We start from the raw sequence: 25,142 nt of genomic DNA, 5'->3' as shown, positions 1-25,142 counted from the left end.
GGGGATGGACTACACGAAATCTTACAAATTTGTAAGCAAAATGAAAGAGTGTTTTATATGAACATTCCCCCCAGTTGATTACACTAAGATAACAGAAATGAAATGAAAGGAAAGGGGAGTATGCATAATGGATATCGTAAAAGCTCGTGCACTTAGCAAAATCTATCAGGGAAAAATTTCTTATGAAGCGCTGTCCAATATTGATTTGACAATTAAAGAGGGGGAGTTTGTCGGGATCATGGGTCCGTCGGGAAGTGGTAAAACTACCCTGCTGAACATGATTTCTACCATTGATTCGCCTACATCAGGAGAAGTGCTGATTAACAATCAAAACCCGCACCTCCTTTCACCGGATCAATTGGCGTTATTTCGAAGACAAGAACTGGGATTTGTGTTTCAATCATTTAACCTTTTACACACACTGACAGTTAAAGAAAATATTCTATTGCCGTTAACTCTTGATGGCACTAGCTTAGAGATCATGAATGAAAAAGTAGCCGCTATTGCTGACAGATTAGGCATTACTCCTATTTTACATAAGCGTACGTATGAGATCTCAGGAGGACAAGCCCAGCGAACAGCGATTGCAAGGGCAATGATTCATAAACCGAAATTACTGCTTGCCGATGAACCAACAGGTAATTTGGACTCGAAGGCAGCCCGAGATGTCATGCAATTGTTATCATCCTACAACACGGTAGATCAGACTACCATGATGTTAGTTACGCATGATGCTTTCGCAGCTAGCTATTGCAATCGAGTTGTATTCATTAAAGATGGAAAGCTCTTTAATGAAGTGTACTGTGGGGATAATCGTCAAGCATTCTATCAGAAAATCATGAATGTATTGTCTTTATTAGGGGGAGAAGCACATGACTTTTCAACAATACGCTCGTAATAATGTAATGCGCAACAAACGAGCCTATGCTGCCCATTTTTTAAGCTGTGCCTTCTCTGTGATGATGTTTTTCACTTATGCCCTGATCGCCTTTCATCCTCAATTACAAGGAGATTTGACAGGCTGGAGCTTAACAATGAATTCGCTTGGAAAAATGGCGATGAAATTGCCTCCCTATTTTATCTTCATCTTTTCTTTTTTCTTTGTGCTGTATTCTGTTAGTGCTTTTTTGCAAACTCGGAAAAAAGAATTTGGTATTTTGCTTATCCATGGGATGACAAACAAGCAGCTAAACAAGCTTGTTTTTATGGAGAATATGATTATTGGTGTCCTTTCAATGGTGTCAGGAATATTGGTTGGTCTGGTATTCGCTAAGCTTGTACTGCTGGTTAGTGCAGATATGCTAGCTATTGCAAAAGGGCTACCCTTTTATTTACCTTATAAAGCCATTGGAATTACCTTACTGGCCTTTTTCGTCTTGTTTTTAGCGATTTCTTTCTTTACTTCCAAAACTATGAGAGTAAACAAGCTGGTTGAATTATTGCAAGCGGGTGAGAAACCGAAGCCGGAGCCTAAGGCTTCTATTGGGTTATCCATCCTTGCTGTGATTTTGATTGGAGCAGGCTATTTTTGTGTTTTCTGTTTTGCGACGGGCATCTATTTGTTTTCGCTATTATTTAGCGGGGTCGCACTAGTTGTCGTTGGAACCTACTTTTTCTTTACCCAGTGCAGTGTATATATCATTCGTTTTTTACAGAAGAAAGACAGGTTATTTTTTAAAAGAACCAATATCCTCACGATGTCTGAATTGGTTTACCGCATGCGAGATAATGCAAACATGTTTTTTATGGTAGCGGTTGTTTCAGCAGTAGCCTTTGTGGCAATCGGCACCTGCGCCGCTATGGGAAATCAGGGGCTGGCTCAAATAAAAAATCCATATGCATTTACCTATGTTTCCTATGCAAAAAATCCGCAGGAGAAGGAGCATGTTTCGCTAATTGGAAAAGAGCTAACAAATGCGGGCTTCTCTTATCAGCAAGCCTATGCGGAATTATTCTGGACTGACAATAATATGATCATGTCCCTTACTCACTATAACCATTTAGCGCAAGCTCTTGGCTATCCCATAGAGACTTTACATGAGGGAGAATTTCTGTGGATACCAGGGAAATATGCCCATGAGCGAGGAAGCAGTAAGCAGGATAGAGAAAGTCAGCTTCAGATTATACATGGAAATGTAAAGCTGGATTTATCAATGAAAAAAGTGGTTGATCATATGGTTATCCCACAAAGCTTTTCCGATGATTACTATGTGGCAGTAACAGATCAGGCGTACGAAAAAATCCTAGCTAGCCGTTTGACAGCCAATGCAGACTCGACCACAGAGGGGGGGCAAAGAGACGGCGACCAATCTAGTACGTCTGAGCAAGCCCTAGCCCAGAATACGCAAGAATCCTCTGGAGCAGAAACCGAATCTCATCCTATGAGAATCAATGTTTTTACGGTAGATAACTGGGAAAACACGGTAGACGTAGCAAATCATTTGAGTGATAGGTTGCTAAACTTTGAATCATCGTATATGTTTTCTGCTTTAAGCTTGGAGTGGAAAGAAGCAAAGCAAGAGAATGGATTATTACTGATATCAAGCGTAATGATTGGTATTGTGTTCTTCACATTTGCTTCTAGCTTTCTTTACTTCCGATTATATACAGATTTGGACAGGGAGCATGCCCAGTATCAGCTCATCGGAAAGCTAGGCTTAACTGGGAAAGAATTAAGAAAAACGGTCACAAGGCAGTTGCTGATTATGTTCTTTTTACCTATCGTAATAGCGATTGTCCACAGCGGGGTTGCATTTACTGCTCTGCAACAATTGCTTCCATATTCTGTTGTAGCAAGCTCTGTGATTGTTCTAGGTTGCTTTGTGGCGGCCCAGTTTCTGTATTTCTGGCTGATTCGTTGGCGGTATCTTAAATTATTGCACAGAGGTATAGTCTAAAACAGGAAATTCCGAGGTCCACATGAGAAAGCATAGTTTCATACATCAAATAATAGAAGAAATAAAATATAAGGCATAGGGAAGTAGGTTTCCTTATGCCTTTTCCTATATGATGAAAAAACTAGATCGTCAAAATAAGCTTTATGGCCTGCTAGGTTGGTATATCAAATCATTTGGACTTTGCCCGCTTTTCCTTCATTCTTCGAAAAAGCTCCAAGCTTTCCTTTAGGTATTCAGCCTCTTCTGCTGTTAAAGAGTCTCCACCTGTGATAAAGGCAAGTCCGGTAGCATCTTCTGTTTCCTCTGAGGAGAAGTGAGGTTCTTCTTTTGTCTGTTTGTTGAGCAAATAGTCGGTAGAGGTTTGATATATTTCAGCTAATTCCTTAAGCGAAGTAGCATCCGGCTCATAGGTATTTGATTCCCATTTTGAGACAGTGGTGTTGTCGACGCCTAGTTTGTCTGCAATCTCTTTTTGGGTCCATTTATATTCTTTGCGTTTTTCCTTTAATCGTTCTCCAAGTGTCATTCTATCACCGCCTTGTCTACCTTATGATCCATACCTAGCTTGTTTATCTCTATTATATCTATTTAGTTGAGGTATTAGCAAGTTTCGGTTGACTTTTGAGGTTTAATCAACTAATATAAAGTTATAAGTTGATTAATGCTCAAGTTTTGCGTATTCAATCAAATTGCTTCAGAAGGTTTCAGAGGAGGAAGATGAGAATGCGGTCTACAGAGATGAAACTAACACTGGACATGAATCAGGTAACAATTCCGGTCGGTAGGGAAGCTAGCATGGTTCTCATCGACCCTGTTCAAGGGAAGATTAAAATAGTGCCTCTGGTTCACCACGGTGAGACTGTAGTCAAATCTAGCCAAGGAAAGATAGCAAAAATAGCATTTCTAGAAAATGAATTATTTTAACAACTACATAGTAGCCTGATACCGAGATGCGGGAGGGCGCTGGATATTTCCACGATGAGTGGGAGTTTCTAGCGTCCTTTTTTCATTTGGGAAAATAATCAAACCTGTATCGACAGCAAATCAATGATAAAGGAGGGAGAACATGAGCAAGCCCAATCAAAAACAAAGAAGCCCACATCAAACGAGGAAAGCTTCAGTAAGACAGAAAAAACCTAGAGCAATCTCAGAGTATGAATGGAAACGCTTGATGGGTGATACCACAAGCATTCAATTTCTGAAGGATAGAGCGGCAAACAGACGGTGAGCTTACATCAATCAGGCAGATAAGGCAATGAGCATATAGAAGAAAGCGACGATTTTGTACCGGAATGGAAAGATGCACATGTAAAAAAGTACGTAAAATCAAGGGGGAAAAAGGCATGGCAAAAAGTATAAAAAAACTAATTACTTCCTACAAAGCAACCAAAAAACAACTGAAGAACATGTTAGCTGAAATAGAGAAATCCGACCAAGAGGCTAGTGCTGAAGGTATACATGGTACAGATCAAAAAGCATTGCGCAGTAGTCTGGCCGAAAGCATTCGCGATGTGGAGTATGCGATTAAATGGCTGGAAACAGGCAGACAACCTGATAATCAACGAGGTATTCAGAGACGATCAAAGGAACAGCGAGAGATTTTATTAGACCCTTTTAAAATGCAAAGCTATGTGAGTCCGGGAACAGGAGGATGCCGTGTCGGTTTGAGTGATGCAGAACGGCAGCTAATAGATTTTTATCTTCAGTTCGTTACAGAAAAAGAAAGAGAGTGCTATCTGATGGTGCATGGAAGCGGCTTTACTCATGAGAAGGCTGCTGAAATGCTCTTTATATCCCGAGGAAACGTATCCACCTTGCTGTCTCGTGCCCAACAAAAAATTGAGTTTGCCAAGAATGTAACAGCTATCCTTGTGATGGCTGTTTTCTTTTTACTCATCGGATGCGTCAAAACCTATTTTTGCGAACGTTTGTTTGTGTGGGGCAGAAGCCACCTATAAGTGTAAGGACCATTTGGCGAGGCAGTAACGGTTGAGCAAGGAGGTACGCACCAGAATGATCCTGCATCCAAGATTACTAGGAGCTGTCAGAGAACAACTGGCTCATGAAAGAAAGCCATTTATACACAAGCAGCTAGCATCTGTAAAACGATCAGCAGAACAAAAGGTCAACCAGACTAGGAAGCAGGCAACAACCTATGAGGGAAGATCACCTCCCCTAGCCACAAAGCAATGAGCAAAAGCCTTGAAAGGAGGTGCAAATAGAGATGGACAGGGATTTGTCCACGCTAATTGATTTGGTAGAGGAGGCATATCCTCAAATATCGATCATTTCCCAATTAGGAGAGTGGATGGAGGGGACGTTTTCATTACCATCCGCTTTTGTCATGACCCAAACGATCAGTGAAAAGGGAAATAGCCTGACCAGCTACAAAGTGATTTGTGAAGCAACTATTATGCTGCACTATCCCTTGGAGCAAGAAAAGCAAGTTCCGCTTTCGACAGGTGTCTTGCGAGATTTGTTACGAAAGCAACGTTATAGTTACCGAGGCAAAAATAAGCTCTTGCTTGATATCGACCCGAATACTTTTTCTGTGAATACCGAAAAAAAAGAACGGGCCGAAATAATATTTCGCTATGAGTACCTCATGCCTGTACGAAGAGAGCAGGTTGAGAAAATTGCTATCTTTGATGTGAAGGAGGATGGACATGGCTAAATCAATAGGCCAAACCAATGAAGGTGCAGTGAAAAAAACACGGCTAAAAAAGAACAACGAGCGAGCAGAGTCACAGCCTCTCAACATTACTGCTCAGGAGAACAAGCGCACTCGTCTGGAATGGATTGAGAGTGCACCTCTGTTACAATCTGAGCGGTTTGAAGTAGCAGGAGCGTTACATGCATTTACAGATCAGCAGGTAATTAATGAAGAACAAGTACGACAATACGTATCTACATTTCGAGGAGGTAAATAGTATGACAATCCAACGTGAACGACCAGGTGTAAACGTAGAATTAAAGGCGAAAGCACAGGAGCGAGTCCTACCGAAAAGTGGTGTGGTACTAGTACCATATCTAGCTGAATGGGGAGCCCCTGATCAGGTCATTACAATGAAGGGTTATGAAGAGCGCGTAGCAGAAACCTTTGGGCAAATCGATATTTTGGAGTTGGCCGCAGAAGGTGGCGCTACGGTAGTTGGCTATCGTATGACGAACGGTAAGAGTATTGCGGCCAGCTATTCACAAGAAGGTTCGATTGCTATTCAAGCACGTTATCCAGGCTTAGTTGGTAATGAGCTGCAAATTTCAATCAAGGATTCCACAGCAGAATTAGGTAAAAAGGAATTACAGGTCAAAGGTCCAATAAAAACAGAGAAGTTCTCGTTTGCAAATATGGACGAGCTAGTAACCAAAGCAGAACAATCCATCTATATCAAGGTGAAAAAGCTGGGTGACAAAGCAGTAGAAGAAACAGCAATGACGGCACTCTCGGGGGGAACAAGCGGCATTGCTACTTTATCGGCTACTGACTTTACTACTCTATTTAACTCCATCTCTGGTGTTGATTTCGACGCGATGTATTTACCGTCGGCTGATGCGGGAATCCAAGCAGCAGCTAAACAATTCATGGTCGATCGCGAGCTTTTTAGCAAAAAACGTAGCACGCTAGTAATCGGAGGTTTGCCAGAAAAAGATAGCAACATGAACGAGCATGTGGATCGTTCTGTCGCCAACAACTCTCGACGTGTCGTAAACTGCGCCATTGCAGGTCAGCATGTAAACGGCAAGACCTATGGAAGCCTGGAATGGGCGGCATGGCTAGCAGGTATGATCGCTGCTACGCCAGCTCACATTTCTCTGAGTGCACAGCTAGTACCGATGAAAAAGGCGGCAAAGGATTGGGGACACACTGAAATTCAAAACGCGCTTAACTCTGGTACATTGATTGCCGTTCGCGATGGTGATGTGTACCTGATTGAAAGTGCGGTCAACACCTTAACGACATTAAAAGCAGCAGAGCGTGAGGATTTTGGTAAAATTCGTGTCTCTATGACCCTTGACCAAATTGTTAATGACATTACCTCTGTTGGCAAAAAGTATAAAGGCAAATTGGACAATAACGATATTGGCGGTGCGACGTTCGTTGGAGCGGTTAAGACCTATCTCGAAGTGCGTGAAGCGCAAGGAGCTATTGATAAAGGCTGGATTTTTGAAGATAAGAAAAATGGAATTGGTGACAAACGCGGATTCCGCTTAGCCGCTAAGCCACTAGATGCTATTGAGCTTTTCGATATTGAATGGGAGGTGCTGTAAGCATGCGTCAAAGTGATATTAAATTAAAAAATTGTCAGGTATATGATGAAAATGGTGATCCAATCTACGGTACACTGGAAGGAAAGGCCGTCTTAAAAACAGAGTATGGCGATGTAAAGCGTCTGCAAAAGGGCTCGGTGCAAACGATTGACTCTTGGCATGTAGAGGTTACTTTAAAGGTATCATCTGTTAACGCTCTGCTCAAATATTTTTGCGTGGACCAAATTACGGAGGGTAAAACTCCTGTCATTCCACAGCTTTTGGGCGAAATGGTCGATAAGGAAAACGGCAATACAGAACGCGTTCGTTTAACGGATATTTATTTAAACCCAGAAGAAATCACATTATGGGAAGCAAAGGCAGATGGAACCGATAACGCAACTTATGAAATTAAAGGCCGCAGTAACAAGAAGCCAGATTATCTTGATAAATTACCAGAATATACAGAAGAATAGGAGGTCTTTTCATGGGTAAATTAGAAAAATTCTTAGCGCAAGCAAATGAAACAACACCACGTCATGAGGTAGAAGTCAGCATTGATGGCGAAGTATGGAAGGTACGTCAGCTAACCTTAATGGAAAGTCGGATTTGTGAGCGTGAAGCTGATAAAGGTGATAAATTCGACTGGTATCGCTACAATGACGCTCGCATTGTGAAGGCGACTGAACACGATTTTAATTGGAACGATCCAGAGCTAAAGAAAGCCTACAAAGCAGGGGACAAATTCGAGCTTCCTGGCAAATTATTTGATCGCAATCCAGACGCATATGCGCTCCTTATAGAAACCGTGCGTAAAGCAAATCAGGGTCAGACAGAAGAAGAAGCGATTGAAGAAGCAAAAAACTAATTCAATCCGACGCGGAGGCTTGGCATGTAGCGAAGGCTTATCTGCATGGCAGAGGTCTCCCGGCGGAAATCGTAGAGTACGAAGTAGATCGTTATAAGCAAAAATTATTTATTATCGCATGTCAGATCATTGAATTAGAGGCGGAGGAGAAATGATATCCTCCGCCGTTTTTTTGATGAAGAAAAGATATAGCATGAACGGAGGTGAATGCAATGGGCAACGATATGGTTGTTGAGCTACTTTCTGTCCAGAAAGAGATGTTTAAGGTAAGGCAGGGCATGCTGGAATGGAAAAGAGACTCGGCTTCGTTGCAAGTAGCTCTGGGACAACTGGGACGCGGATTTTTACAAGAAGCTGATAGGATGGAACGGCGCATTAAAGAGGTACGTTCTCAATTACAGCAACTGGGAACCTCCGTACAAGCCAAGCTTCGTGTAAAAATAGACGATCAGGCGACACAAAAAATTTCGCAAATGCGCAGGCAATTTAGTCAACCCGTGGGGGTGAGTGGTAGAGGAGATGACGGCGGCTCTGCTAGCCCCTTTGTTGACCTCGCAGGGCAGGGGGTGAGCTGGTACAAAAACTCAATCCCTGAATCTCAAGCTGCGGCAAAAGAACGCGGATTATTTATTGCCAAAGGAAAAACGGATGCCGAGGTCCAAGATTTAGATCGTAGTGTTGAGAAAATCATCCAAATCAACCCGAAACTAAGTAAGACAGAAGCTATAAACATCTATAACAAAAGTGACGATGTAAATGCAAAGGATAAGGCTGCATTTGCCGAATATGCTACCAAATTAAGTATGACTACAGGGTTTTCTGCTGACCAGAGCTTAAAAATGATGGCTCTATTACGCGACAGCACAGGAGTTACTGATCCTGAGCGACTGGCAAATTCTCTTCAATATATGAGTAACAATATGAAGGATTTTAGCGGTGATTTTGTACCCTCTATGATCAAATATACCTCCCAGCTAGGGATGGTAATGGATACACCAGAGAAAATGGCGATGATGGTCGGCGAAATTGGCAACATGGGTATTCCATCAAATGACATGCCGCTAGGCGCGTTAAAAGATATTGCCTTAAAAATGTCTTCTCAGGGTGAGCTGAGTAAAGTATTACAAAAAGGCTATGAGGCGGACGGGAAAAGTCCTGAGGAAGCCAAACGGCTAGCTGACATAGAGGCCATTCAAGTAACCCAGCTCTTGCATTCAGATAATAAAAGCGATAATCAGCAGGCGATGGGACGTATTTTTATGAATCTTGCTTCTATTAAAGATGATAATGTACGTCAAGAGATGCTAAATGCAGTAGGCTCAGGCTCTGGTAAGGAGCTATTACAGCATCTAGTGCCGCTGATGGAGAAAACAGGTAAAATTTCTGCTGGCGAAGTGGAAAATAAAGTGGCTAATAACGAAGCAAATAAATCCTATAAGGCTGCAATTGACCAAAATCCTTGGTTTGAATATATGCAAGCCCAAAGTGAAGCCAAGGCAGCCATGGTGGACTTAACAGCTACAGTAGCCAAGGATTTAACACCGGTCATAAAAACGTTAGCTGGTGCATTGACTCTCTGTATCAAAACTTTTAATGAATTACCAGAGTTGGCTAGATATACCATAGAGGCGATAGGTATAGGTATCTATGCTCTTGCTAAAAAGAAGAAGGGAAAGCCAAAGAAAGAAGAGGATGAAGATTCAGATGACAGTCCAGATGCAGGTGGGGAAGAACGTAAGAAGCGTAAGGGCTCGAAGAAAAAAAGAGGAGGCAAAAAGGGGAAAAGAAAGCTAGGGCCCTTTTCTTTCGGTGGAAAAAACACGGGAGGACCCAGCAAATCAACCAAAAATAATCCAAGTAGCCCAAGTAATAAGAAAAAAACTACGAAACCAAAAGCTAAACCCAAACCAGCCAAGCCAGTTACTCCTAAGTCTAAACCTCCTACTACAGTCCCCAAAAAAGCTGGCAAGCCCACTACCGGATTCGGCAAACTAAAGGACATTGGTGGTAAAGCTTTTGAAGGGATAAAAAGCTTTGGTGGAGCCGCGTGGGACGGATTAAAGAATCTGGGTGGCAAAGGCTTTGGTGGGGTGAAATCCTTTGGAAAAGGTCTGTTGAAAAAAATCCCTTTTGTAGGAGAAGCAATGGGCCTCGCCTCATTGGTTACCTCTGACAACAAACCGATGGAGCTATTAAAGCTTGGTGGAAGTGCCGGGATGAAAGCGGCAGGTACTATGATTGGTGCTACAGTTGGCTCGATTGTGCCAGGATTAGGCACAGCGGTTGGCGGAGTAGTGGGTGGATTTTTAGGTTCGGTTGGTGGAGACTTTCTCATGGAAAAATTGCCTGATTGGTTCGGATGGGGCAAAGAAAAGCCAGAGACACCACCCGCACCAGTACCTCCAGCACCCGCACCGACTCCAGCTAGTAGTGATGCTAGCCCTAGTCAAATCAAGCCTGCGAGCAGTAAGCCACAAGATACGTTAACGACGACACCAGCACCACAAGTAACGCCGGCAGCTACTAATGCCGCAAATAAGAAGGATACAGCTCAAAATCTATCGGTAACGGTCTCTTCCATGCCTATCACGCTACATGCAGATGGTGTGCTTCAGGATGTTGTAGGTATGATTCGATTATTGAAGGACCCTACTGTTACCAATGAAATTAAACGTATCATCGAGACTGCTTTCGTCAATGCATTAGAGACTAGAGGTGGAAAAGCATGATTCGTATGCAGGGAAAGTATCGGCTGACGTTTCCCGTAACCCCAGCAGAGGTGCAAATAAAAGGCTACGGAAATGATGCAGAAACATCTACCAGTATTTCGCTTGTTACCAAAAACAGACTATCTGCTAATCGAGCGAAGTCAATTTCCTTTGAGTTTTGGCTTCCAGGCGATATAGAATCTCCTTTAATCGAAGTGCAAGGTTATCAGGGACCACGTGAATGGTTAGCCGGTCTAGATCGTATCTCAGGGAAAGAGGTTCTGCTCACAATTGACGAGTTAAATTTAGCATGGAATGTCTTAATCGGCCCTGTGGATGGGACGTTTAAAGGAATGAATGTAGATTATTACGGGTCCATTGAATTACCGATTTTTATTAAAGATGAGTTCGTAGAGTGGTCTAGCAATAAGGAGCTTCTACAGCCGCCTGTGATCATGGCTAAGCAACAAAAGGCTCGTGCCAATACGACAGGAAAAACCGCAAAGAAACAGCAATCATCCCCATATCTTTTAACACCAGCCAAAAACATGATTCATCAGGATAGAGAGATGCGTAGCAAACAGCTTACTCGTATCCAAAAGAAAAATGCTGAATATAAAAGCAAAGCCTAGGAGGGAGCGGCTATGCGTGTGATTTATGGAAAAGATGCTACCCGACTTGATGTAACACCAGCCGTGACGGATGTTTCTTGGTCCTCATCCAGAGGACAGATTGCCCAGGTGTGTCAGATTCAGCTACGGAATCCCCCTGTATTAGCTGCTGCTGGCTATCTCATGATGTTTCCTAATGAAGCCAAGGAAAGCGAACAGCTCTTTCACGGCCCCTTAGTCGAATGGAATCGGGACGAAAAAACGAAGGATCTGAGCGGAACTGCTTACGAGCTGTCATGGTATTTACAAAAAAATGATTGCTCAAGGCCCTATTTGAAAGGGGATGCAGGGAAGGAGCTGGAGAGGATTATCCAGGGAGCAGGCATTTCGTTTCAATGCCCAGCCTTTGGATTTACGGTAAAGGAACGGCTCCCTTCCCAGCCGTATACCTCGTTGTTTACAGATATAGCGGAGAGAGCCTTTGAACGGACAGGACTTCGCTATTTTATCCAGCACCAACGGGATAAGCTGATTGTGCTAGCAGAGGGAAATAATCCCTATGTCCCCGTGTTTCAGGCTACTATGCTGGAGGCTAGCTCTACTGGGGAAAGCTTGGAGGAGGTGTACACGGCTGTAACAGTAGAACGCTATGAAGGAGATCGGGTAGCAGGCAGAGTCACGAGGGAACATCATGATTTGATGAAAAAGATCGGGCGGATGCAAAAAATCATTGATGCAGGCGAGGAGAAGAATCTCGCCTCTTTGGCGTCCAAACAGCTTGCTACGTTAGCTAAAATACCGCGAACACGCTCCATAACCGTTCGTCACACAAATTCACTCATTGCTAGATTGCGGGCAGGCTGGCTGGTGAAAATTCAGGAGATAAATGGTCAACAAAGCAGTTGGATCGTAACCTCCTGCAATACCCGATGGAAAAACAGGGAATTTGTGATGGACTTACAATTGGAATGGAGAGGATAGGATGCAACAAGCGATTAATAGATTGTTTACCCAAGCAAGAAGTGGCATTAGTGATACGCAGATCGAATTTGGCACGCTACAAAATTATGCCCCGGTGGTCATTAAACTAGATCAGGACCCAACGCCCCTAAAAGAGGTAGAGGATGATCTAGTATTCTTTAAAGATGAGCTATTTACAGAGCCTCAACTAGGGGCTACCTATGCTCTAATGAGATGTTCTTCGGGGCAATATCTGGTGCTGGGTGAGGTGAAATAAATGTTTCCTACTTTAGAAAGTAATCGAGAGTTAACAGATACTCCTTCCCCGATACCCTGGACTTATAAATTGGATTGGACTACGTTTCAATTTATCAAAGGAACAGATGGTCGCCATGTAAAGACTAGTAATTATGCTGAGTATTTGGAAGAGATTGCGAAAAAAATCCTGCATACCAAACGATTTCAATATGCGATTTACAGTGATCGGATTGGGGTAGATTTTTTTGAGCATATTGGAAAGCTCCCTAAGCATGTACCGTTAGCCCTGATTAAGCGGGATATGGAGGATGCGCTGGAGGCTCATTCAGAGATTGAGCGAGCAGAGGTTATGGATATTCGATATCAGGAGAATCGAATAGGTCTGAGACTAGAGATTGAAGGGGTACGGGGAAAGACTAAGGTGGTGGTAGATATTTGGAAACGTTAGAGCAGCCGCAAATGCCCGTCCTTAGAGAATCTCCAGATGAAATTTATCAACGAATCGTTAATCGCGCCCTAGCTTATGCTCAGGCGAAAGGCCAGACTCCTCCAGCAACAGAAGAAGGGGAGGTTTTTTATGATTTTTGGTACCCTTTAGCAGAAGAAATAGCTGATCAGCAGCTATTATTAGAATACGCTTTTCTTCAGGGCTTTGTTGTGTGGGCAGATGGTGAATTCCTGGAGGCGCACGGCATCGCAGAGGGTGTTGAAAAAAAGTTAGGTGAAAGTGACGAGGATTATCGGAAACGTATTATCGATAAAAAACGAACGACAGAAGGAAACGGACGCACTGAAGATTATGTTAGCTGGGCACTCGCGTTAGAAGGAGTAGGTGGAGCTGTTGCCGTTGAGCATGAACGCAGTGACGTATCGGTAGACCTGTACCTAGTGGATCTTGATGGGGTGCCGGTCACTTCTGAATTTGCGGGCAGGATTAGAGGATTGCTTGAAAAAAAGCGAGTAGCTGGTCACGATCTACAGTGTCATTCTGCCGACATTTTCGACATTGAGGTCAAAGTCAGACTCAGTATGGCGGATGATACAAAACGCGATCAAACGATACTCCTGCTAAAAAAACGAATACAGGACTATGTAAGAAAGCGTAACACCATTGTGTATCAGAAAATGGGTGCGCTTTTTTGGATTGATGGCGTTACCGATTACGCTGATTACACGTTAAATGGCGGTACCAGCAATATTACAAAACCGCAAAAAGCCGTCTTTCATGTGATTCTGGAGGTTCTAACATGATTCCATTTATGTACCGTGAACGACTGCCTCCCTATTGGTATGAAAACGATGTAGCAGAGATTCATTTTTCGGCAACAGGTCAAGAAAGCGCATTTCAAAGAGAGAAGATTCAAGACATAGGTCGTCAATTTATTTTACCGCAGGCTACCTACAGCTTGGATATTTGGGACTGGATTTATTTTAACGAAATCCAAGTGGGAGGCCATGAGGAAAGACGGCTGAATATCATACGAAAACGACTGTCCAGCCTCCCTTTTACGCTCGAAACACTTCGCTCAATTGGCAAAGAAGCAGGGGATCTTACAGAGATTGAAGAGGATTTTCTGCAAAAAGAAATAAAATTCCATTTCAAAAACACACGGCCAGTTCAAGTAACCCAATTGCTTGACGACTTCGAGGCAATTCGACCCGTACATGTTAAAAAAGCAAATGTTACACTTTTTGATCTATTCGTTTGGCCCATTAGACATCAGAGTCGCAGCAGGGTTTTATCTCGTTCGAAGTTTCCCGGTCCTTTTTTACTGCCAATAGACGGGATGGCTCCTATCGATGGAACATGGTCGTCCACAGGTAAAGAAATCCTACATCGCATGCGATATGGATACGTAAAGCGTCACTACTTCGGGACGCCTTTTTATTTCCCGTACAGTAACCCAATCCATGGCTGGCCGATCGGATTAGCAGGGGTTCGCTCCAGCCTGCGCGTAACACTTGCTATGCAAGGGGATTTTCATCATCAAAGCAAGCTCCCAATGCGACTGGTACAAAGCGTGTTATTTCCAGGACCTAATTCATTTCCCATCGACGGAACAGTCCCGGTAGACGGGAAAATGAGTTTTCAAGGCGGAAGAATTTCAGTAAGAGAGCGGATTAACGTCAAAATAACACGAATTAACCATAAGGTAGCATCACCAGATTGGACAGAAAATGAATGCTATCCCATAAATATCTTGCCTATAGATGGCTCCTGGGCAATCCAAGGAATCGGGGCTACTCCCCTACAGATTGAACATTTTGGCGGCTCCCATAAATCAAAAATTCAAGTACGCCGCAAAGACGGTGTTTGTATAAAAAGGATGGTGATTGTGTAGTGGCACAGCTAACCACGTTGCACGGTAGAAACAGTATGGCAAAGGCTTTCGCGGGAGATGCGGCATTTCCTAAAGTAGCCGGCTTAGCCTTTGGCACAGGGGGGCATGATCCCAGCAACCCCGTAAAGGATAAAGCATTGACTGCTAAACAGGTGGATTTATTTAAAAGGGTCATCGTTATTCCTATCGAGGCTCATTCCTATCCAGGGGACGGCATTGTGAGATTCTCCCTTACATTGACACACGACAAGATACCTGGGAATGCCTTCAGCGAGGCGGCTTTAGTAGATGAATCAGGAAAGGCCTTAGCGATTCAGACATTTGGGCTAAAAACGATTGGACCCAATGAGGAATTCTACTATGACTGGGAGGAGGTTTGCTAATGGAGTACCAAGGCGAGGTCAGTAAATTAACAGGTAAGATTCAGCTTGTCAGTGAGGACCTATCTAACCCTACGTATTTTACCCCGCAATTGGCGAATGAATCTTTCTTGAAGAGGATTGCGAATACGGAGGCAGCGTGTCTTACAAATACGGAGCAGATTGAGCGGGCGTTAGGGACAATACAGGATAACGGACAACTGAACAAAGACGCACTACGGACTATTCGCATTAACATGGTTGATATTGCGCTGGAACTCGAAATGTGGACACAAGCAACTCTAAACGGTGTGACTGCTAACTTGTTTATAGAAACGTTTGAGACGATCGATGACGTTACTCTGCAAAAAGGAAAATATGATAAGGATAATCGAAAGCTATATCTTGCGTAACGAATAGAAAGGAGTAAACAAAATGCCTACATGGAATTATACGGGAGCTGTTCAGACGTGGACAGTTCCGAAAACAGGGCGGTATCGAGTTGTGGCAATGGGAGCTTCAGGAGGGGTAGGTACTCAAAATAGTGAAGGAGTATACTCACTGGGAGGAAAAGGGTCTGAGGTTACAGGTGACATTTACCTTACTGCAGGTCAAGAATTGAAAGTCGTAGTAGGGGAAAAAGGAAAAAACGCCAAAAACTCATATTTTGAATGGCAGCGCAATGGTGACAGAGGTGTAGACAAAACGACAGGAGGACACGGTGGAATAGCAGGAGTGTTCGATGCCGTTACAGGATTCCCATTATTGATTGCAAGGGGTGGAAATGGAGGTTATGACTCATGCTACTACACAACTAGAAATTCGGTACACAGGAGACACGGTGAAGATGGATCTATTGATTCGCTTTTAACAAAACATGGTCGTTATAATAAGCTATTTTATTCGTTAACTGCCTTCGATAAAGTACCTCCACGATTCCAGCGTGAACACCCAGAGGATAAGAATTTAGTCTATTCAGTTGATCCTGTTTATGGTGAAGGGATTTTCTCAAGAGATGATACTCCTCCAACAGGTATAAACGGAACGGCATTTACTGTAAACCATGAAGGATTCATTTCCAGTAGACAAGGAGTACATCAAGGTAATGCAACTCTATCTATTGAATTGGTAGAAGAAGGTAAGGTAATAGCTCCTAGCACAGATTTGAGAGTATTGGCCGTCACAACTACGATAACGAGAACAAGCGATACATTTCATAGAGTAAGAATAATTAACCCGATCTTGAATAGGGAATTGCGAAAAGATGAAAGAGTGGGCATAAAAGTAAAAGTAGTTTACAAAAAGAGTGACGGAACCGAAAGTATCTCGGATTCAGATTCCTATCAATTTATAACTTCTAATAATTTTGATGCTAGTTTATCGGTATCAACCCCTTCTGGGTATACCCTTAATCATCAAAACACAGATGTGGAAATTCAACTACTTGTCTTTAATCCAGCAGGTGTAACTGAAATACCGATGCAGACTGTTCTTGCTAATCCACCTGAAAAACCTGTTTTTAAAGCTGTTCCTACTGTAGTAAAAGTAGGGCCTTCGCTGAAGGTTGAATGGGCACCTGTATCAGCTCCAGCTCAATCAGTAGGAAAACCAAATCCAACTAAAATATACTATTCATTGGATTTTTCAAAAGATGGAACCAACTTTACAGAGGTTACAAAAGATCATTCAATAACTTTTTGCAACCATATTATGAGGGAAGAGTTTATATCAACTAAAGCAGTTTATCGAGTACGTGCTTATGTAAAAGCAACTGGTGAATATACAGGAATCGCAAGCGACTATAGCCTTTCAAATCCATTTACGATAGAAAAAAATGCACCACCGGATTATCCAATCAATGTATCACCTGCTGGTACCTTGGAGTCACCTGCTATCATTACTACACAGACCCCAACTATTACATGGAAGTATACAGACCCGAACAAGGAAGATACACAGAGTGCGTATCGTGTACTGATTAAAAAAGCACTAGACGATAGCGTAGTTCATGACACTGAGAAAGTAAACTCAAGTCAATCTACTTTCACTCTGCCGCCTGGAATCATTGAAAAAAATACGTTTTATTATCATCAAATACATGTATTTGATAGTTCAGGTTTAGAGAACGAAAACATCCAAAGACAATACTTTGTAATGAACCCCCCTCCTAGTGGATTAATAATAATCGGCCCAGAGGACACACGAAGAACGGGTACTAAGCCGAGCTTTGAAGCTGTAATCGGAAATGATCTGGAAAAAGATAACCAGCATTTCATGATTCAGCTTGCGGAGGATGCTGACTTTACAAAAAACGTACAAACATTCAGAAGCAACAAAGATATCCAAGGATGGGAAGCCAAACTATTAAATGAGGACTATCAAGCTATCACTGAAGAGGGTGTTACCTCAAGCTATGAAGGTGGTTCAGTTCGATACACCATACAATCCGACCTTCAAGAAGGCTTAGCCTATTTCTGGAGAATGGCCCCCGTCGATGCAACCACTGGAGCTCAGGGAATCTGGTCAACCGCCCGAAGTATAAAAGTTGGCAATGTTCTTCAGTTTCAATTGAAGAAGCCCATAACGACAAGTCTAGCAGCTGAAAGAATGGTGTTTCGAGCAAAAGTAAAACTTCCCACAGATGGGAAACTTCCAGCATCTCTGAAAATGGAAGCTTGCAACAACGCATTAGATGAGGAGCCGGCATGGGAGAATATTACCGAAGCATATACCCAAGGGAAATACCACGCCTTTAAAAATAAAACAAAAAGTGCTGATGGCTGGGCATTGGATGTCAGGATAACTATAAACGCTAATGACAGCTTAGGGGAAATTGAATGCGATGGATTTGGACTTTCCTTTGATTAATAAGGAGTGATAAATATGAAGGCGTTAAGGATTACGGATTTGTTACAGGAGCAGCTAAAGGAGGATATGATCTCTCCCGAAGTGATAGCTGCATTAGATGCTATTGCATCCTTGGAAGGGCAGTATCAGGAATTAAAAGAAGAAAACACAGTGCTACAAGCAGAAATAAAACAGCTAAAAGGGGAGGAATAAAATATGGTAAAACCATATATGATCCCGGTCTATGCATACCTAGTAAAGTCAGGCGAATGGGCAATCGAACCAGTGAAAAATACAACAAAAACTCTGCCTGAAGCATACAGGCTACCGGTGGCGGAGTTTTTAGCAGATCAAGTTAATAAAAAGTAAGGAGCGCCTCTCATATGTGATGAGTAGGCGTTTTTTGATAGGAGAGCCGAAAAATCGGCTCTCCAATTACAAAGGCGGTGATAGAGATGCCAGAAGTAAAAAAACCAGACATGCCGCTGTTACGCGAAACAGCCGAAGAGATTTACCAACGGATGTATAATCGAGCGAGTGAACTTGCTCAGGCCCGTGGTGAGACGCCACCTTCCCCAGAAGAAGGCGAAATTTTTTACGATTTTCACTACCCACTCGCACTAGAAATATCTGAGCAACAACAATTGGATGAATATCGCTTTTTGCAATGGTATCTACCGTGGGCAGACGGGGAATTTTTGGACGCCTGGGGAGTGTTTTTAGGAGTGAAGAGAAAAACAGCTGAGCCAGATGACCTGTATCGCCAACGCTTGATTGCTAAGGCTGGGGAAGAGGAGGGATCAGGGGCTGAGTACGATTACAGACGCTGGGTAAAAGAAGTGCCCAATGTAGGAGAGTTGTTTATCTGGGGTGAAGCACCAAACACAGTGCATATTGCGTTAACCGACCAAAAAGGGCAACCTGCCGATGAAGCTTTAGTAGAAGCTGTAACAAAGCATCTAGCACAGCCAAATAAGCATAGTTTAAACGACAAGCTAGTGGTTCAGGCAGCAAAAGCATTGGAAGTAACAGTCAGTGGAGATTTGTTGGAGTGGGAATCCTCTGCATCTGTAGATGAAATAAAACAGCAAATACAAGCTGACATTGTGGAATATATCAATAAACAGAGTAAAAAGATCCTTTATTCTGAAATCTATCGCTTGTTTAAGGTAACTGGTGTGATAGATTATCGGAATGTTTTGCTAAATAATTCTCAGGAAAATATTGATCTTACCTTTTCAACTATACCGATTGTGAAAAATGTGAAGGTGAGTACGCCATGACGATGATTCCAGAAAAATATCGGACGATGCTGCCACCCTATTGGTATGAGAATCAGGCGGCGGTGCATCATTTTGAGGCAGGAGAAGCTGAGAGAGAGTACCAACAGGCTCGCAAGCTAGACTTAGAGTGGCAAATGATAATCACAACAGCTACATGGGGACTGCCATATTGGGAGGATATGTTTCAGGTTACTCCCAAGCAAGGTGATTCCTATGAGACGCGGCGTGCACGTGTCATGGCAAAGTATCGGGAGCGTTTGCCCTTTACGCCAGCGTTGGCAGAGAGTATTACGAGACTTTTTATCAAAGAACAGGCAGCTGATCACGTTCTCATAGAGGAAAACCCAGATACAGGCTATTTCTATATCTCGGTTCCCCTATGGTCAATTTATGACGTAGCCTCGTGGGTGCATGATATTCATAAGCGAAAGCGAGTCCCACATGTGTTCATGCCGCAGTTGGCAGTGTCAGACGAGATTGTGTTTCATGAAAGAATTACAATCAATCAGAAACGTTACCACAGGGTACATGAGTTTCGAGCTGGTATGACTGCTCTTAAAGATCAAGATGAGGTGGTGATTTGATGGATAAAGCTTATTTGGTACGAGTTGCGGAGGACTTAGCAACTCGTGCCGCAAGTCTGATCGTAAATAATCAAACGGTGCAATTGAGGTCTGCCAAAAGAGAGGGAAGAAAGCTTGTAGTCATAACGGAGCCGGTGAGCGGAGTCACGAACGTATCTTCCTTAAAACTACTAGATGAGGCAGGCAATCTTATTACGGAAAGAACGGCTAATGTAGATGTGTTAAGTGATCAATCATTAGAATTTCGGTTTGAATTTGAAGTGAGAGGAGCCAACGACTGATGCCCTATAATCCTAAGCTAGATTGGAACTATGATGATCCTGTCACGGAAACAGATATCAATAGGTGGGAAAAAGGAATAGACGATGCCCACAAGCTACTGGAACAGCACACAGTGGCTATTTCTGCTTTGCAGATTGATGTGAAGACGATAAAAGATGCGGTGTTTAATAATTTTACGGACAATGTGTTTTTTGAGAATTTTGCTACCTTAAACGATATCATACTAACAGATGGCTGGTATGACGAGGCTAACAAAAGGTTGGTGGTATAGTGGCTGTTATAAAAAAACTTGAAAAACAATTTAATGAACTTTCATATAGTTCCCAGACCCAGACCTTAACCATACCAGGTTTAAATAGTATTAAGTCTGTAAAAGTTAACACTGGAAACGTATCTTATACAGTAAATGGTTCGATCGTAACTTTTAATTTATCAAGTGGCTCCTATACACGAGGGGTTCAAACAGGTGGCTCCTATACACCGCCTGATAGTAAAGAGGTAACTACTACTCAGGAAAATATTACGAGTAATCCAAACTATTCTTTTCCAAGTAGCATTTCCTATAATAGTGGTGGTTATAGCGGAAATCTCAGTAAGGATGGAAGCCCAGATAAAGTCAATCTTTCACCTGGGGCCGCAGTGTGGATTTATCAATATACGCAAAAATATCGTGGTAAAGTAACTAAACCTGGAAGTGATACGAGAACCTTTGCCTATTATTATCAATATACGGTAACTATCGAGTATTCCGATAACTCTAATCCGACTATCGTACTCACGTCCCCAACCGACAACCAAACCCTAACCGAAAACGCTACGTTAAACATCCAAGGCACCGCCTCCGACACCGACAAAGACAACGTAGTCACAATAAAATACCGCATCAACAACGGCACCACAAGGGCGTTGCAATCCGGAGTATCCAACGGCAGCACGCCTATTTCTTTTGCCAAAACCCTAACATTCCGAGCCAAACGTCTCTATGACGGTACCACCGATCTCACAGGCTCTAACCTAGCCGAAAACACCGATCATACGCTAACTATCTGGGCAGAAGACGACCAAGGCGGTAAATCCACCGAGGTGACCCGCAAGTTCCGAGTTGTCCACAATCGCCCTCCTGTTATCAATGGTCAAAACGTAGACCTCGGTGTATTAAACGCTATCCCGTCGAAAACATACACCGTCACAGAGCCAGAGGGTGACGCATTTACCATCACAGAAAAAATCAACGGCAAAGTGATCCGCACGTTCGCTGGAACTGACAGCAAAGAAAACACTGCAACAATCCCACTGGACACATGGTTACGCCTCTCCTTGACAGCGGTACACACCCTTACAATCGAGGCAACTGACAGCAAAGGGATGACCTCGACTCGATCGTATACCTTCCGACGATCAGCCGACAAGATAGCGTTTGCTTTAAGGAACCCATTCGGTACCGACATAGCTGCCAAACGCATCCTAGTGACAATTGACGCGACAATTCCTGCCGGTGCCGATTACAAAGCCGAGGTATGTAACAACGCATTCGACGAGTTGCCGACATGGGAAGACGCGAGCAACCATGTCAAATTCAACCGAGGCTTCATCTTCACCAACAAGGAAAAAACAGCAGAAAAATGGGGCGTTAGCGTACGCTTTTCATTCACCAAAGGAACAGCAACTGAGCCAGTTATCGTAAGAGGATTCGGAGGTGCATTCGATTGATCCTGACTAAACCAAAAGCATTATCTAAGATCCAAGCTGACCGTGAGCAAAAGGAAATGTCTTTAGAGCTGGTAATAGCCTATGAAGCGATTGCACAGCTTTATGAAAAAATGACTGCTCTTGAGCAAGCGATTGAAGAATGGAAAGGGGGTGAATAGAAATGGTCAGAGAATACATGATTCCCGTTTATGGCTTGCTTGTTAAAGCGAAACGACGTACCATCGACTCGCTCCCAAAAGATTATCAAATTCCTGTAGCCGAGTATCTAGCGAAACAAAACGAGGAATAAAGGAACGCCTGCTCATGTTGAGTGAGGCGTTTTTGTTTTCATCAATTAGAAAAAACTCACACATTCCGGGCATCTTCGGGCATCTTCAATCATGAAGATGCCTTTTCTTTTACACAAAACCTGCCAAGGAGGGAAAAATGGCATGGAAGAGAGCGTAATGAACGCGTTGCTTCAGCAAGGTCCGTTTGCTGCTCTATTTGTCTGGCTGTTATTCTCTACCAAAAAAGAGGGGAGAGATCGCGAGGCTCTTTTGGTTAAACAAGCTCAAACACGGGAAGCAAAGCTGATGGAACACAATGAACGCATGGTGATTCAATTGGAGCGAAATACATCAACCCTACAGCAGATTGAACGAAGTCTATCGGGGTTGGAAATGGAACTGCAAGAATTAAAAGAAAAGGTAGAATAAAAGGAGGATAGGCATATGGCAAAGCCGATTTTAATAATTGATGCAGGGCATGGGGGAGCTGATCCGGGAGCAATTGGGAATCAGATGCAGGAGAAGGATCTGACGCTACAAATTAGCTTGTACCAGCTACAAAGGTGCAGAGAGTTAAACCTTCCTGCTGCGATCACTCGGACGACAGATACCACACTTACCCCATCTCAGCGCACTACGCTCGTCAAACAAAGCGGGGCCACCTACTGTATTTCCAACCACATCAACTCAGGTGGCGGGGAAGGTGTGGAAGCGATTCATTCTATCTTTACTACCAATAGGCTAGCAAATGCTCTAGCACAAGCCGTAGCTGCCGAGGGACAAAAATTCCGTAGAGTCTACACACGAGTAGGTGCTGATGGGCGAGACTATTATTTTATGCATCGTGAAACAGGTGCAGTAGACACGATCATTATGGAATATGGATTTATTGATCATGCTATAGATTCGCAAAAACTAAAAAATAATTGGAAACGCTATGCTGAAGCAGTGATCAAGGCTTTTTGCGGTCATATTGGCCATCCGTACTCTCCTGCTGTAGAAGCGCCTAACGACGATTTTGAATTAGCTGTGGATGCTCTTGTTCAGGCAAAGATCATTACCTCTCCTGACTATTGGAAACAGAATGCCGTCTCTACTAGAACGGTGGCTGGTGAGTATGCTGCTCAATTGATTAAAAATATGGCAAAGTATCTGAAAGCAGGTGCGTAAGTGAAGGAACAGGGAAATATACCACTACTAGTTGCTGGAATAATCGGTTCCATAAAGCTACTAGCCGATACACTAGGCTACCAAATCATTACAGACGATCAGGTGAATGCCATTGCGAACGGGGTTTCGGCTGTCGTGACTATCCTTGCTGTACTTTTAAATAATAGACAAGCAAAGCAACAATAGTATTTATGCACTCTATATAATTTTTTTATCATCATGAATTGAGTTAACCTAAGCCTTCCAGCAATTTTGTAAGCTGGGAGGTTTTTTGTTTTGTTACAGGTACGATTAGTACTAAAAGTAAGTATGTTTTGTTCAGGACGAAAGAAGTTAGCCCTTCTGAAAAACTTGCATCTATCCTTTATCTTTTGTAAAATAAAAATAAGAACATACATTCTGATATGGCGTATCATCCACTATCGCGAGGTACTTATGCACATAAGACAAGCACATCCCTTGATGACTCAAATACTTGTGGCGCTTGATGGAGATATGATTGTAGCAGCACTTCGATTTTATCCTAAAAAGTCTACCCAAACCATCTCACTTTATCAATTTGCAGTGGCCAAGAACTATCGGGGCAAGGGAGTATTGTATACCATGCTACAATACCTCGGTGAGTATCCTATCGAGGTGCTTTGTCCAATTCATGCCAGTTTAAATACCTACTTTTCTAAGACAGGTTGGCAGCATACAGGTCAGTTTAAAGGCTGTAACCGTTGGGAGTGGAGCGTGGGAGACAGATGAAGATAGGATGCTAAAGCACTCTGCTTGTCCAGGTTTTATCACTGTAGATTTATTGTATAACTGCTTCCTAACTTTATACCGAAAGAAGAATAAGGGCAGGTTAATTCACGTAAATACCGAAACATATTCGCCATGCTTGATAGCAGTAACAGCTATGGCCTACTTCCCCATCCTTTTCGCGAAGAATATTCTAAGCGATTATGCTAGTCATTCCACCAGTCAATCCGCAAATTCAATATACTGTAATAGCAAAGTTATGTTCATTTACCTTCCACATTTCAACTACATGAGACACATAAATTATTTCTTCGTTTCTACTCGTCTTTTCTTTCACCCAACAGCTCCAGTACGATTTGCCACTTTCCAAGCTTGTCCTGCATGTTTTTTATGTAACGACTAGGTGTAGGACTTGTTGAAGGCAATGTCAAATAGAGACGACCGTCAGAAAATCCGCGATATTTTTTATAGCTTTGATATGCTTTTGTTCCATTAAATAAGACAGCTTGGATAGCTGGATATTGTTCATATAAGCTGTCAAAATCATTAATCTTCTCATATTTGATCGCTGAGTCGAGACTGCCTTCCCGCTCGCAATTTTGTATAACATCCCAGAGGGCAATCCTTTTATTTAATAAAAATGCTAGACGTTGTTCATATGATTCTGCAATAGGCTCATGAAATAGTTCATACATAATGGGCCAAAAATGATTACGTAGATTTCCGTAATACTCATGTTTACGTAATGAGACGGCGCCGGGCATACTGCCAAGGATTATGATTGTACAGGATTTGTTAATAACAGGTGGAAATGATTGAAGCATGAGACAAAATCCTTTCTGTAGGAATGTAAAAAGATCAGTCTTCTTTTTCCTATTATAAATTAATTCAGGATCTAACTTCTAAGAGACAAGAAAAACCTCGGTTTCTATATTGTAAATGAAAAGTACCAAAATAATCGTTTCCCTACCATGATCATTGCTTCTACATAGAAAAATT

Annotated in this window: 36 protein-coding genes; 34 read left to right on the top strand and 2 right to left on the bottom strand. The window is 42.8% G+C overall.

Features of this window, described 5'->3' with window-relative positions; genetic code table 11:
• The first annotated feature begins 127 nt into the window (after positions 1-127).
• Together GOP56_RS10370 and GOP56_RS10365 are read left to right on the top strand one after the other, a co-directional pair.
• Positions 128-898, top strand: a complete 771-nt coding sequence (locus GOP56_RS10370; protein ID WP_003336513.1) for an ABC transporter ATP-binding protein — start codon at positions 128-130, stop codon at positions 896-898.
• On the top strand, positions 873-2,897 hold the full coding sequence (locus GOP56_RS10365) for an ABC transporter permease (protein WP_163245518.1): 2,025 nt from the start codon (positions 873-875) through the stop codon (positions 2,895-2,897). Before GOP56_RS10370 ends, GOP56_RS10365 begins: the two co-directional genes overlap by 26 nt.
• Positions 2,898-3,066: 169 nt before the next feature.
• On the opposite strand, the gene GOP56_RS10360 is transcribed toward GOP56_RS10365, so the two are convergent.
• Entirely contained in the window at positions 3,067-3,423 is a 357-nt protein-coding gene (locus GOP56_RS10360; RefSeq protein WP_163245517.1) for a helix-turn-helix domain-containing protein, read from the bottom strand.
• Positions 3,424-3,620: 197 nt separating this feature from the next.
• Between GOP56_RS10360 and GOP56_RS10355 the strand changes: the two genes are divergently transcribed.
• The 32 genes from GOP56_RS10355 to GOP56_RS10220 all read left to right on the top strand — a co-directional run bounded on the left by GOP56_RS10355 (position 3,621) and on the right by GOP56_RS10220 (position 24,146).
• Complete coding sequence (locus GOP56_RS10355) at positions 3,621-3,821, top strand: XtrA/YqaO family protein (protein ID WP_003339742.1); 201 nt, start codon at positions 3,621-3,623, stop codon at positions 3,819-3,821.
• 142 nt (positions 3,822-3,963) lie between these two features.
• On the top strand, positions 3,964-4,125 hold the full coding sequence (locus GOP56_RS23390) for a hypothetical protein (protein WP_174250668.1): 162 nt from the start codon (positions 3,964-3,966) through the stop codon (positions 4,123-4,125).
• A 115-nt stretch (positions 4,126-4,240) separates the two neighbouring features.
• Positions 4,241-4,855, top strand: a complete 615-nt coding sequence (locus GOP56_RS10350; protein ID WP_163245516.1) for a sigma factor-like helix-turn-helix DNA-binding protein — start codon at positions 4,241-4,243, stop codon at positions 4,853-4,855.
• Between the two features lie 55 nt (positions 4,856-4,910).
• The gene (locus GOP56_RS10345) at positions 4,911-5,090 is read left to right on the top strand and encodes a hypothetical protein (RefSeq protein ID WP_003336520.1); all 180 of its coding nucleotides are present in this window, start codon (positions 4,911-4,913) and stop codon (positions 5,088-5,090) included.
• Positions 5,091-5,121: 31 nt separating this feature from the next.
• Positions 5,122-5,571: a hypothetical protein gene (locus GOP56_RS10340; RefSeq protein WP_163245515.1), complete on the top strand. Its 450-nt coding sequence runs from the start codon at positions 5,122-5,124 to the stop codon at positions 5,569-5,571.
• Positions 5,564-5,827 (top strand): hypothetical protein, encoded by a 264-nt coding sequence (locus GOP56_RS10335; protein WP_163245514.1) that lies wholly within the window; start codon positions 5,564-5,566, stop codon positions 5,825-5,827. The genes GOP56_RS10340 and GOP56_RS10335 overlap by 8 nt, the downstream gene beginning before the upstream one ends.
• Position 5,828: 1 nt before the next feature.
• A complete protein-coding gene (locus tag GOP56_RS10330; protein ID WP_163245513.1) occupies positions 5,829-7,166 on the top strand; it encodes a phage tail sheath subtilisin-like domain-containing protein in 1,338 nt (445 codons plus the stop codon).
• Between the two features lie 2 nt (positions 7,167-7,168).
• Positions 7,169-7,621, top strand: coding sequence for a hypothetical protein (locus tag GOP56_RS10325; RefSeq protein WP_003336524.1), 453 nt, complete (start codon positions 7,169-7,171; stop codon positions 7,619-7,621).
• An 11-nt stretch (positions 7,622-7,632) separates the two neighbouring features.
• A complete protein-coding gene (locus GOP56_RS10320) occupies positions 7,633-8,013 on the top strand; it encodes a hypothetical protein (protein WP_003336525.1) in 381 nt (126 codons plus the stop codon).
• 212 nt (positions 8,014-8,225) lie between these two features.
• Positions 8,226-10,742, top strand: a complete 2,517-nt coding sequence (locus tag GOP56_RS10315; protein ID WP_163245512.1) for a phage tail tape measure protein — start codon at positions 8,226-8,228, stop codon at positions 10,740-10,742.
• Entirely contained in the window at positions 10,739-11,353 is a 615-nt protein-coding gene (locus tag GOP56_RS10310) for a hypothetical protein (protein ID WP_003336528.1), read from the top strand. The genes GOP56_RS10315 and GOP56_RS10310 overlap by 4 nt, the downstream gene beginning before the upstream one ends.
• Before the next feature lie 12 nt (positions 11,354-11,365).
• Entirely contained in the window at positions 11,366-12,313 is a 948-nt protein-coding gene (locus tag GOP56_RS10305) for an XkdQ/YqbQ family protein (RefSeq protein WP_163245511.1), read from the top strand.
• 1 nt (position 12,314) lies between these two features.
• Positions 12,315-12,569, top strand: coding sequence for a hypothetical protein (locus tag GOP56_RS10300; protein WP_003339721.1), 255 nt, complete (start codon positions 12,315-12,317; stop codon positions 12,567-12,569).
• Positions 12,570-12,998 (top strand): DUF2634 domain-containing protein, encoded by a 429-nt coding sequence (locus GOP56_RS10295; protein WP_022584621.1) that lies wholly within the window; start codon positions 12,570-12,572, stop codon positions 12,996-12,998.
• Complete coding sequence (locus tag GOP56_RS10290; RefSeq protein ID WP_163245510.1) at positions 12,986-13,801, top strand: baseplate J/gp47 family protein; 816 nt, start codon at positions 12,986-12,988, stop codon at positions 13,799-13,801. Before GOP56_RS10295 ends, GOP56_RS10290 begins: the two co-directional genes overlap by 13 nt.
• Positions 13,798-14,892: a hypothetical protein gene (locus GOP56_RS10285; RefSeq protein ID WP_163245509.1), complete on the top strand. Its 1,095-nt coding sequence runs from the start codon at positions 13,798-13,800 to the stop codon at positions 14,890-14,892. Before GOP56_RS10290 ends, GOP56_RS10285 begins: the two co-directional genes overlap by 4 nt.
• The gene (locus GOP56_RS10280; protein ID WP_101668816.1) at positions 14,892-15,275 is read left to right on the top strand and encodes a hypothetical protein; all 384 of its coding nucleotides are present in this window, start codon (positions 14,892-14,894) and stop codon (positions 15,273-15,275) included. The genes GOP56_RS10285 and GOP56_RS10280 overlap by 1 nt, the downstream gene beginning before the upstream one ends.
• Positions 15,275-15,664, top strand: coding sequence for a hypothetical protein (locus tag GOP56_RS10275; RefSeq protein ID WP_163245508.1), 390 nt, complete (start codon positions 15,275-15,277; stop codon positions 15,662-15,664). Before GOP56_RS10280 ends, GOP56_RS10275 begins: the two co-directional genes overlap by 1 nt.
• A gap of 22 nt (positions 15,665-15,686) precedes the next feature.
• A complete protein-coding gene (locus tag GOP56_RS10270) occupies positions 15,687-18,119 on the top strand; it encodes a glycine rich domain-containing protein (RefSeq protein ID WP_163245507.1) in 2,433 nt (810 codons plus the stop codon).
• 15 nt (positions 18,120-18,134) lie between these two features.
• Positions 18,135-18,311 carry a hypothetical protein gene (locus GOP56_RS10265; protein WP_163245506.1) on the top strand — a complete coding sequence of 59 codons (177 nt, stop codon included), beginning with the start codon at positions 18,135-18,137 and terminating at the stop codon, positions 18,309-18,311.
• A 3-nt stretch (positions 18,312-18,314) separates the two neighbouring features.
• Positions 18,315-18,467, top strand: coding sequence for a CD1375 family protein (locus GOP56_RS23385; RefSeq protein WP_174250667.1), 153 nt, complete (start codon positions 18,315-18,317; stop codon positions 18,465-18,467).
• Between the two features lie 86 nt (positions 18,468-18,553).
• Positions 18,554-19,381, top strand: a complete 828-nt coding sequence (locus GOP56_RS10260) for a baseplate J/gp47 family protein (RefSeq protein ID WP_163245505.1) — start codon at positions 18,554-18,556, stop codon at positions 19,379-19,381.
• Entirely contained in the window at positions 19,378-19,965 is a 588-nt protein-coding gene (locus GOP56_RS10255; RefSeq protein WP_163245504.1) for a putative phage tail protein, read from the top strand. Before GOP56_RS10260 ends, GOP56_RS10255 begins: the two co-directional genes overlap by 4 nt.
• Positions 19,965-20,246, top strand: coding sequence for a hypothetical protein (locus GOP56_RS10250; RefSeq protein ID WP_163245503.1), 282 nt, complete (start codon positions 19,965-19,967; stop codon positions 20,244-20,246). Before GOP56_RS10255 ends, GOP56_RS10250 begins: the two co-directional genes overlap by 1 nt.
• On the top strand, positions 20,246-20,518 hold the full coding sequence (locus GOP56_RS10245) for a hypothetical protein (protein WP_096887423.1): 273 nt from the start codon (positions 20,246-20,248) through the stop codon (positions 20,516-20,518). The genes GOP56_RS10250 and GOP56_RS10245 overlap by 1 nt, the downstream gene beginning before the upstream one ends.
• Positions 20,518-21,957, top strand: coding sequence for an Ig-like domain-containing protein (locus GOP56_RS10240; RefSeq protein ID WP_163245502.1), 1,440 nt, complete (start codon positions 20,518-20,520; stop codon positions 21,955-21,957). The genes GOP56_RS10245 and GOP56_RS10240 overlap by 1 nt, the downstream gene beginning before the upstream one ends.
• Positions 21,954-22,115, top strand: coding sequence for a hypothetical protein (locus GOP56_RS23380; protein WP_174250666.1), 162 nt, complete (start codon positions 21,954-21,956; stop codon positions 22,113-22,115). The genes GOP56_RS10240 and GOP56_RS23380 overlap by 4 nt, the downstream gene beginning before the upstream one ends.
• A 2-nt stretch (positions 22,116-22,117) precedes the next feature.
• On the top strand, positions 22,118-22,246 hold the full coding sequence (locus tag GOP56_RS23915; protein WP_003336538.1) for a CD1375 family protein: 129 nt from the start codon (positions 22,118-22,120) through the stop codon (positions 22,244-22,246).
• Between the two features lie 142 nt (positions 22,247-22,388).
• On the top strand, positions 22,389-22,655 hold the full coding sequence (locus GOP56_RS10235; protein WP_003336539.1) for a BhlA/UviB family holin-like peptide: 267 nt from the start codon (positions 22,389-22,391) through the stop codon (positions 22,653-22,655).
• A 15-nt stretch (positions 22,656-22,670) separates the two neighbouring features.
• A complete protein-coding gene (locus GOP56_RS10230; RefSeq protein ID WP_163245501.1) occupies positions 22,671-23,396 on the top strand; it encodes an N-acetylmuramoyl-L-alanine amidase in 726 nt (241 codons plus the stop codon).
• Positions 23,397-23,582 (top strand): hypothetical protein, encoded by a 186-nt coding sequence (locus GOP56_RS10225; RefSeq protein WP_003336542.1) that lies wholly within the window; start codon positions 23,397-23,399, stop codon positions 23,580-23,582.
• A 249-nt stretch (positions 23,583-23,831) separates the two neighbouring features.
• A complete protein-coding gene (locus GOP56_RS10220; protein WP_254068683.1) occupies positions 23,832-24,146 on the top strand; it encodes a GNAT family N-acetyltransferase in 315 nt (104 codons plus the stop codon).
• A gap of 314 nt (positions 24,147-24,460) precedes the next feature.
• Here GOP56_RS10220 and GOP56_RS10215 read toward each other — a convergent pair whose 3' ends face one another.
• Positions 24,461-24,967 carry a DNA-deoxyinosine glycosylase gene (locus GOP56_RS10215; protein ID WP_163245499.1) on the bottom strand — a complete coding sequence of 169 codons (507 nt, stop codon included), beginning with the start codon at positions 24,965-24,967 and terminating at the stop codon, positions 24,461-24,463.
• Positions 24,968-25,142 lie beyond the last annotated feature (175 nt).

The sequence above is a fragment of the Brevibacillus sp. 7WMA2 genome (assembly GCF_010748895.1).
Lineage (GTDB): Bacteria > Bacillota > Bacilli > Brevibacillales > Brevibacillaceae > Brevibacillus_B > Brevibacillus_B halotolerans.
Note: the sequence above shows the minus strand (reverse complement) of the source record. Positions and strands in the feature narration are given on the sequence as shown.

What these genes read in the sequence shown, in the direction of transcription:
- GOP56_RS10270 (WP_163245507.1), top strand. Translation starts at nt 15,687, where the DNA reads ATGCCTACATGGAATTATACGGGAGCTGTTCAGACGTGGACAGTTCCG.
- GOP56_RS10260 (WP_163245505.1), top strand. Translation starts at nt 18,554, where the DNA reads ATGCCAGAAGTAAAAAAACCAGACATGCCGCTGTTACGCGAAACAGCC.
- GOP56_RS10245 (WP_096887423.1), top strand. Translation starts at nt 20,246, where the DNA reads ATGCCCTATAATCCTAAGCTAGATTGGAACTATGATGATCCTGTCACG.
- GOP56_RS10320 (WP_003336525.1), top strand. Translation starts at nt 7,633, where the DNA reads ATGGGTAAATTAGAAAAATTCTTAGCGCAAGCAAATGAAACAACACCA.
- GOP56_RS23390 (WP_174250668.1), top strand. Translation starts at nt 3,964, where the DNA reads ATGAGCAAGCCCAATCAAAAACAAAGAAGCCCACATCAAACGAGGAAA.
- GOP56_RS10300 (WP_003339721.1), top strand. Translation starts at nt 12,315, where the DNA reads ATGCAACAAGCGATTAATAGATTGTTTACCCAAGCAAGAAGTGGCATT.
- GOP56_RS10345 (WP_003336520.1), top strand. Translation starts at nt 4,911, where the DNA reads ATGATCCTGCATCCAAGATTACTAGGAGCTGTCAGAGAACAACTGGCT.
- GOP56_RS10335 (WP_163245514.1), top strand. Translation starts at nt 5,564, where the DNA reads ATGGCTAAATCAATAGGCCAAACCAATGAAGGTGCAGTGAAAAAAACA.
- GOP56_RS23915 (WP_003336538.1), top strand. Translation starts at nt 22,118, where the DNA reads ATGGTCAGAGAATACATGATTCCCGTTTATGGCTTGCTTGTTAAAGCG.
- GOP56_RS10285 (WP_163245509.1), top strand. Translation starts at nt 13,798, where the DNA reads ATGATTCCATTTATGTACCGTGAACGACTGCCTCCCTATTGGTATGAA.
- GOP56_RS10350 (WP_163245516.1), top strand. Translation starts at nt 4,241, where the DNA reads ATGGCAAAAAGTATAAAAAAACTAATTACTTCCTACAAAGCAACCAAA.
- GOP56_RS10360 (WP_163245517.1), bottom strand. Translation starts at nt 3,423, where the DNA reads ATGACACTTGGAGAACGATTAAAGGAAAAACGCAAAGAATATAAATGG.
- GOP56_RS10215 (WP_163245499.1), bottom strand. Translation starts at nt 24,967, where the DNA reads ATGCTTCAATCATTTCCACCTGTTATTAACAAATCCTGTACAATCATA.
- GOP56_RS10250 (WP_163245503.1), top strand. Translation starts at nt 19,965, where the DNA reads ATGGATAAAGCTTATTTGGTACGAGTTGCGGAGGACTTAGCAACTCGT.
- GOP56_RS23385 (WP_174250667.1), top strand. Translation starts at nt 18,315, where the DNA reads ATGGTAAAACCATATATGATCCCGGTCTATGCATACCTAGTAAAGTCA.
- GOP56_RS10365 (WP_163245518.1), top strand. Translation starts at nt 873, where the DNA reads ATGACTTTTCAACAATACGCTCGTAATAATGTAATGCGCAACAAACGA.
- GOP56_RS10255 (WP_163245504.1), top strand. Translation starts at nt 19,378, where the DNA reads ATGACGATGATTCCAGAAAAATATCGGACGATGCTGCCACCCTATTGG.
- GOP56_RS10235 (WP_003336539.1), top strand. Translation starts at nt 22,389, where the DNA reads ATGGAAGAGAGCGTAATGAACGCGTTGCTTCAGCAAGGTCCGTTTGCT.
- GOP56_RS10315 (WP_163245512.1), top strand. Translation starts at nt 8,226, where the DNA reads ATGGGCAACGATATGGTTGTTGAGCTACTTTCTGTCCAGAAAGAGATG.
- GOP56_RS10275 (WP_163245508.1), top strand. Translation starts at nt 15,275, where the DNA reads ATGGAGTACCAAGGCGAGGTCAGTAAATTAACAGGTAAGATTCAGCTT.
- GOP56_RS10310 (WP_003336528.1), top strand. Translation starts at nt 10,739, where the DNA reads ATGATTCGTATGCAGGGAAAGTATCGGCTGACGTTTCCCGTAACCCCA.
- GOP56_RS10295 (WP_022584621.1), top strand. Translation starts at nt 12,570, where the DNA reads ATGTTTCCTACTTTAGAAAGTAATCGAGAGTTAACAGATACTCCTTCC.
- GOP56_RS10355 (WP_003339742.1), top strand. Translation starts at nt 3,621, where the DNA reads ATGCGGTCTACAGAGATGAAACTAACACTGGACATGAATCAGGTAACA.
- GOP56_RS10340 (WP_163245515.1), top strand. Translation starts at nt 5,122, where the DNA reads ATGGACAGGGATTTGTCCACGCTAATTGATTTGGTAGAGGAGGCATAT.
- GOP56_RS10230 (WP_163245501.1), top strand. Translation starts at nt 22,671, where the DNA reads ATGGCAAAGCCGATTTTAATAATTGATGCAGGGCATGGGGGAGCTGAT.
- GOP56_RS10370 (WP_003336513.1), top strand. Translation starts at nt 128, where the DNA reads ATGGATATCGTAAAAGCTCGTGCACTTAGCAAAATCTATCAGGGAAAA.
- GOP56_RS10265 (WP_163245506.1), top strand. Translation starts at nt 18,135, where the DNA reads ATGAAGGCGTTAAGGATTACGGATTTGTTACAGGAGCAGCTAAAGGAG.
- GOP56_RS10325 (WP_003336524.1), top strand. Translation starts at nt 7,169, where the DNA reads ATGCGTCAAAGTGATATTAAATTAAAAAATTGTCAGGTATATGATGAA.
- GOP56_RS10330 (WP_163245513.1), top strand. Translation starts at nt 5,829, where the DNA reads ATGACAATCCAACGTGAACGACCAGGTGTAAACGTAGAATTAAAGGCG.
- GOP56_RS10220 (WP_254068683.1), top strand. Translation starts at nt 23,832, where the DNA reads ATGCACATAAGACAAGCACATCCCTTGATGACTCAAATACTTGTGGCG.
- GOP56_RS10305 (WP_163245511.1), top strand. Translation starts at nt 11,366, where the DNA reads ATGCGTGTGATTTATGGAAAAGATGCTACCCGACTTGATGTAACACCA.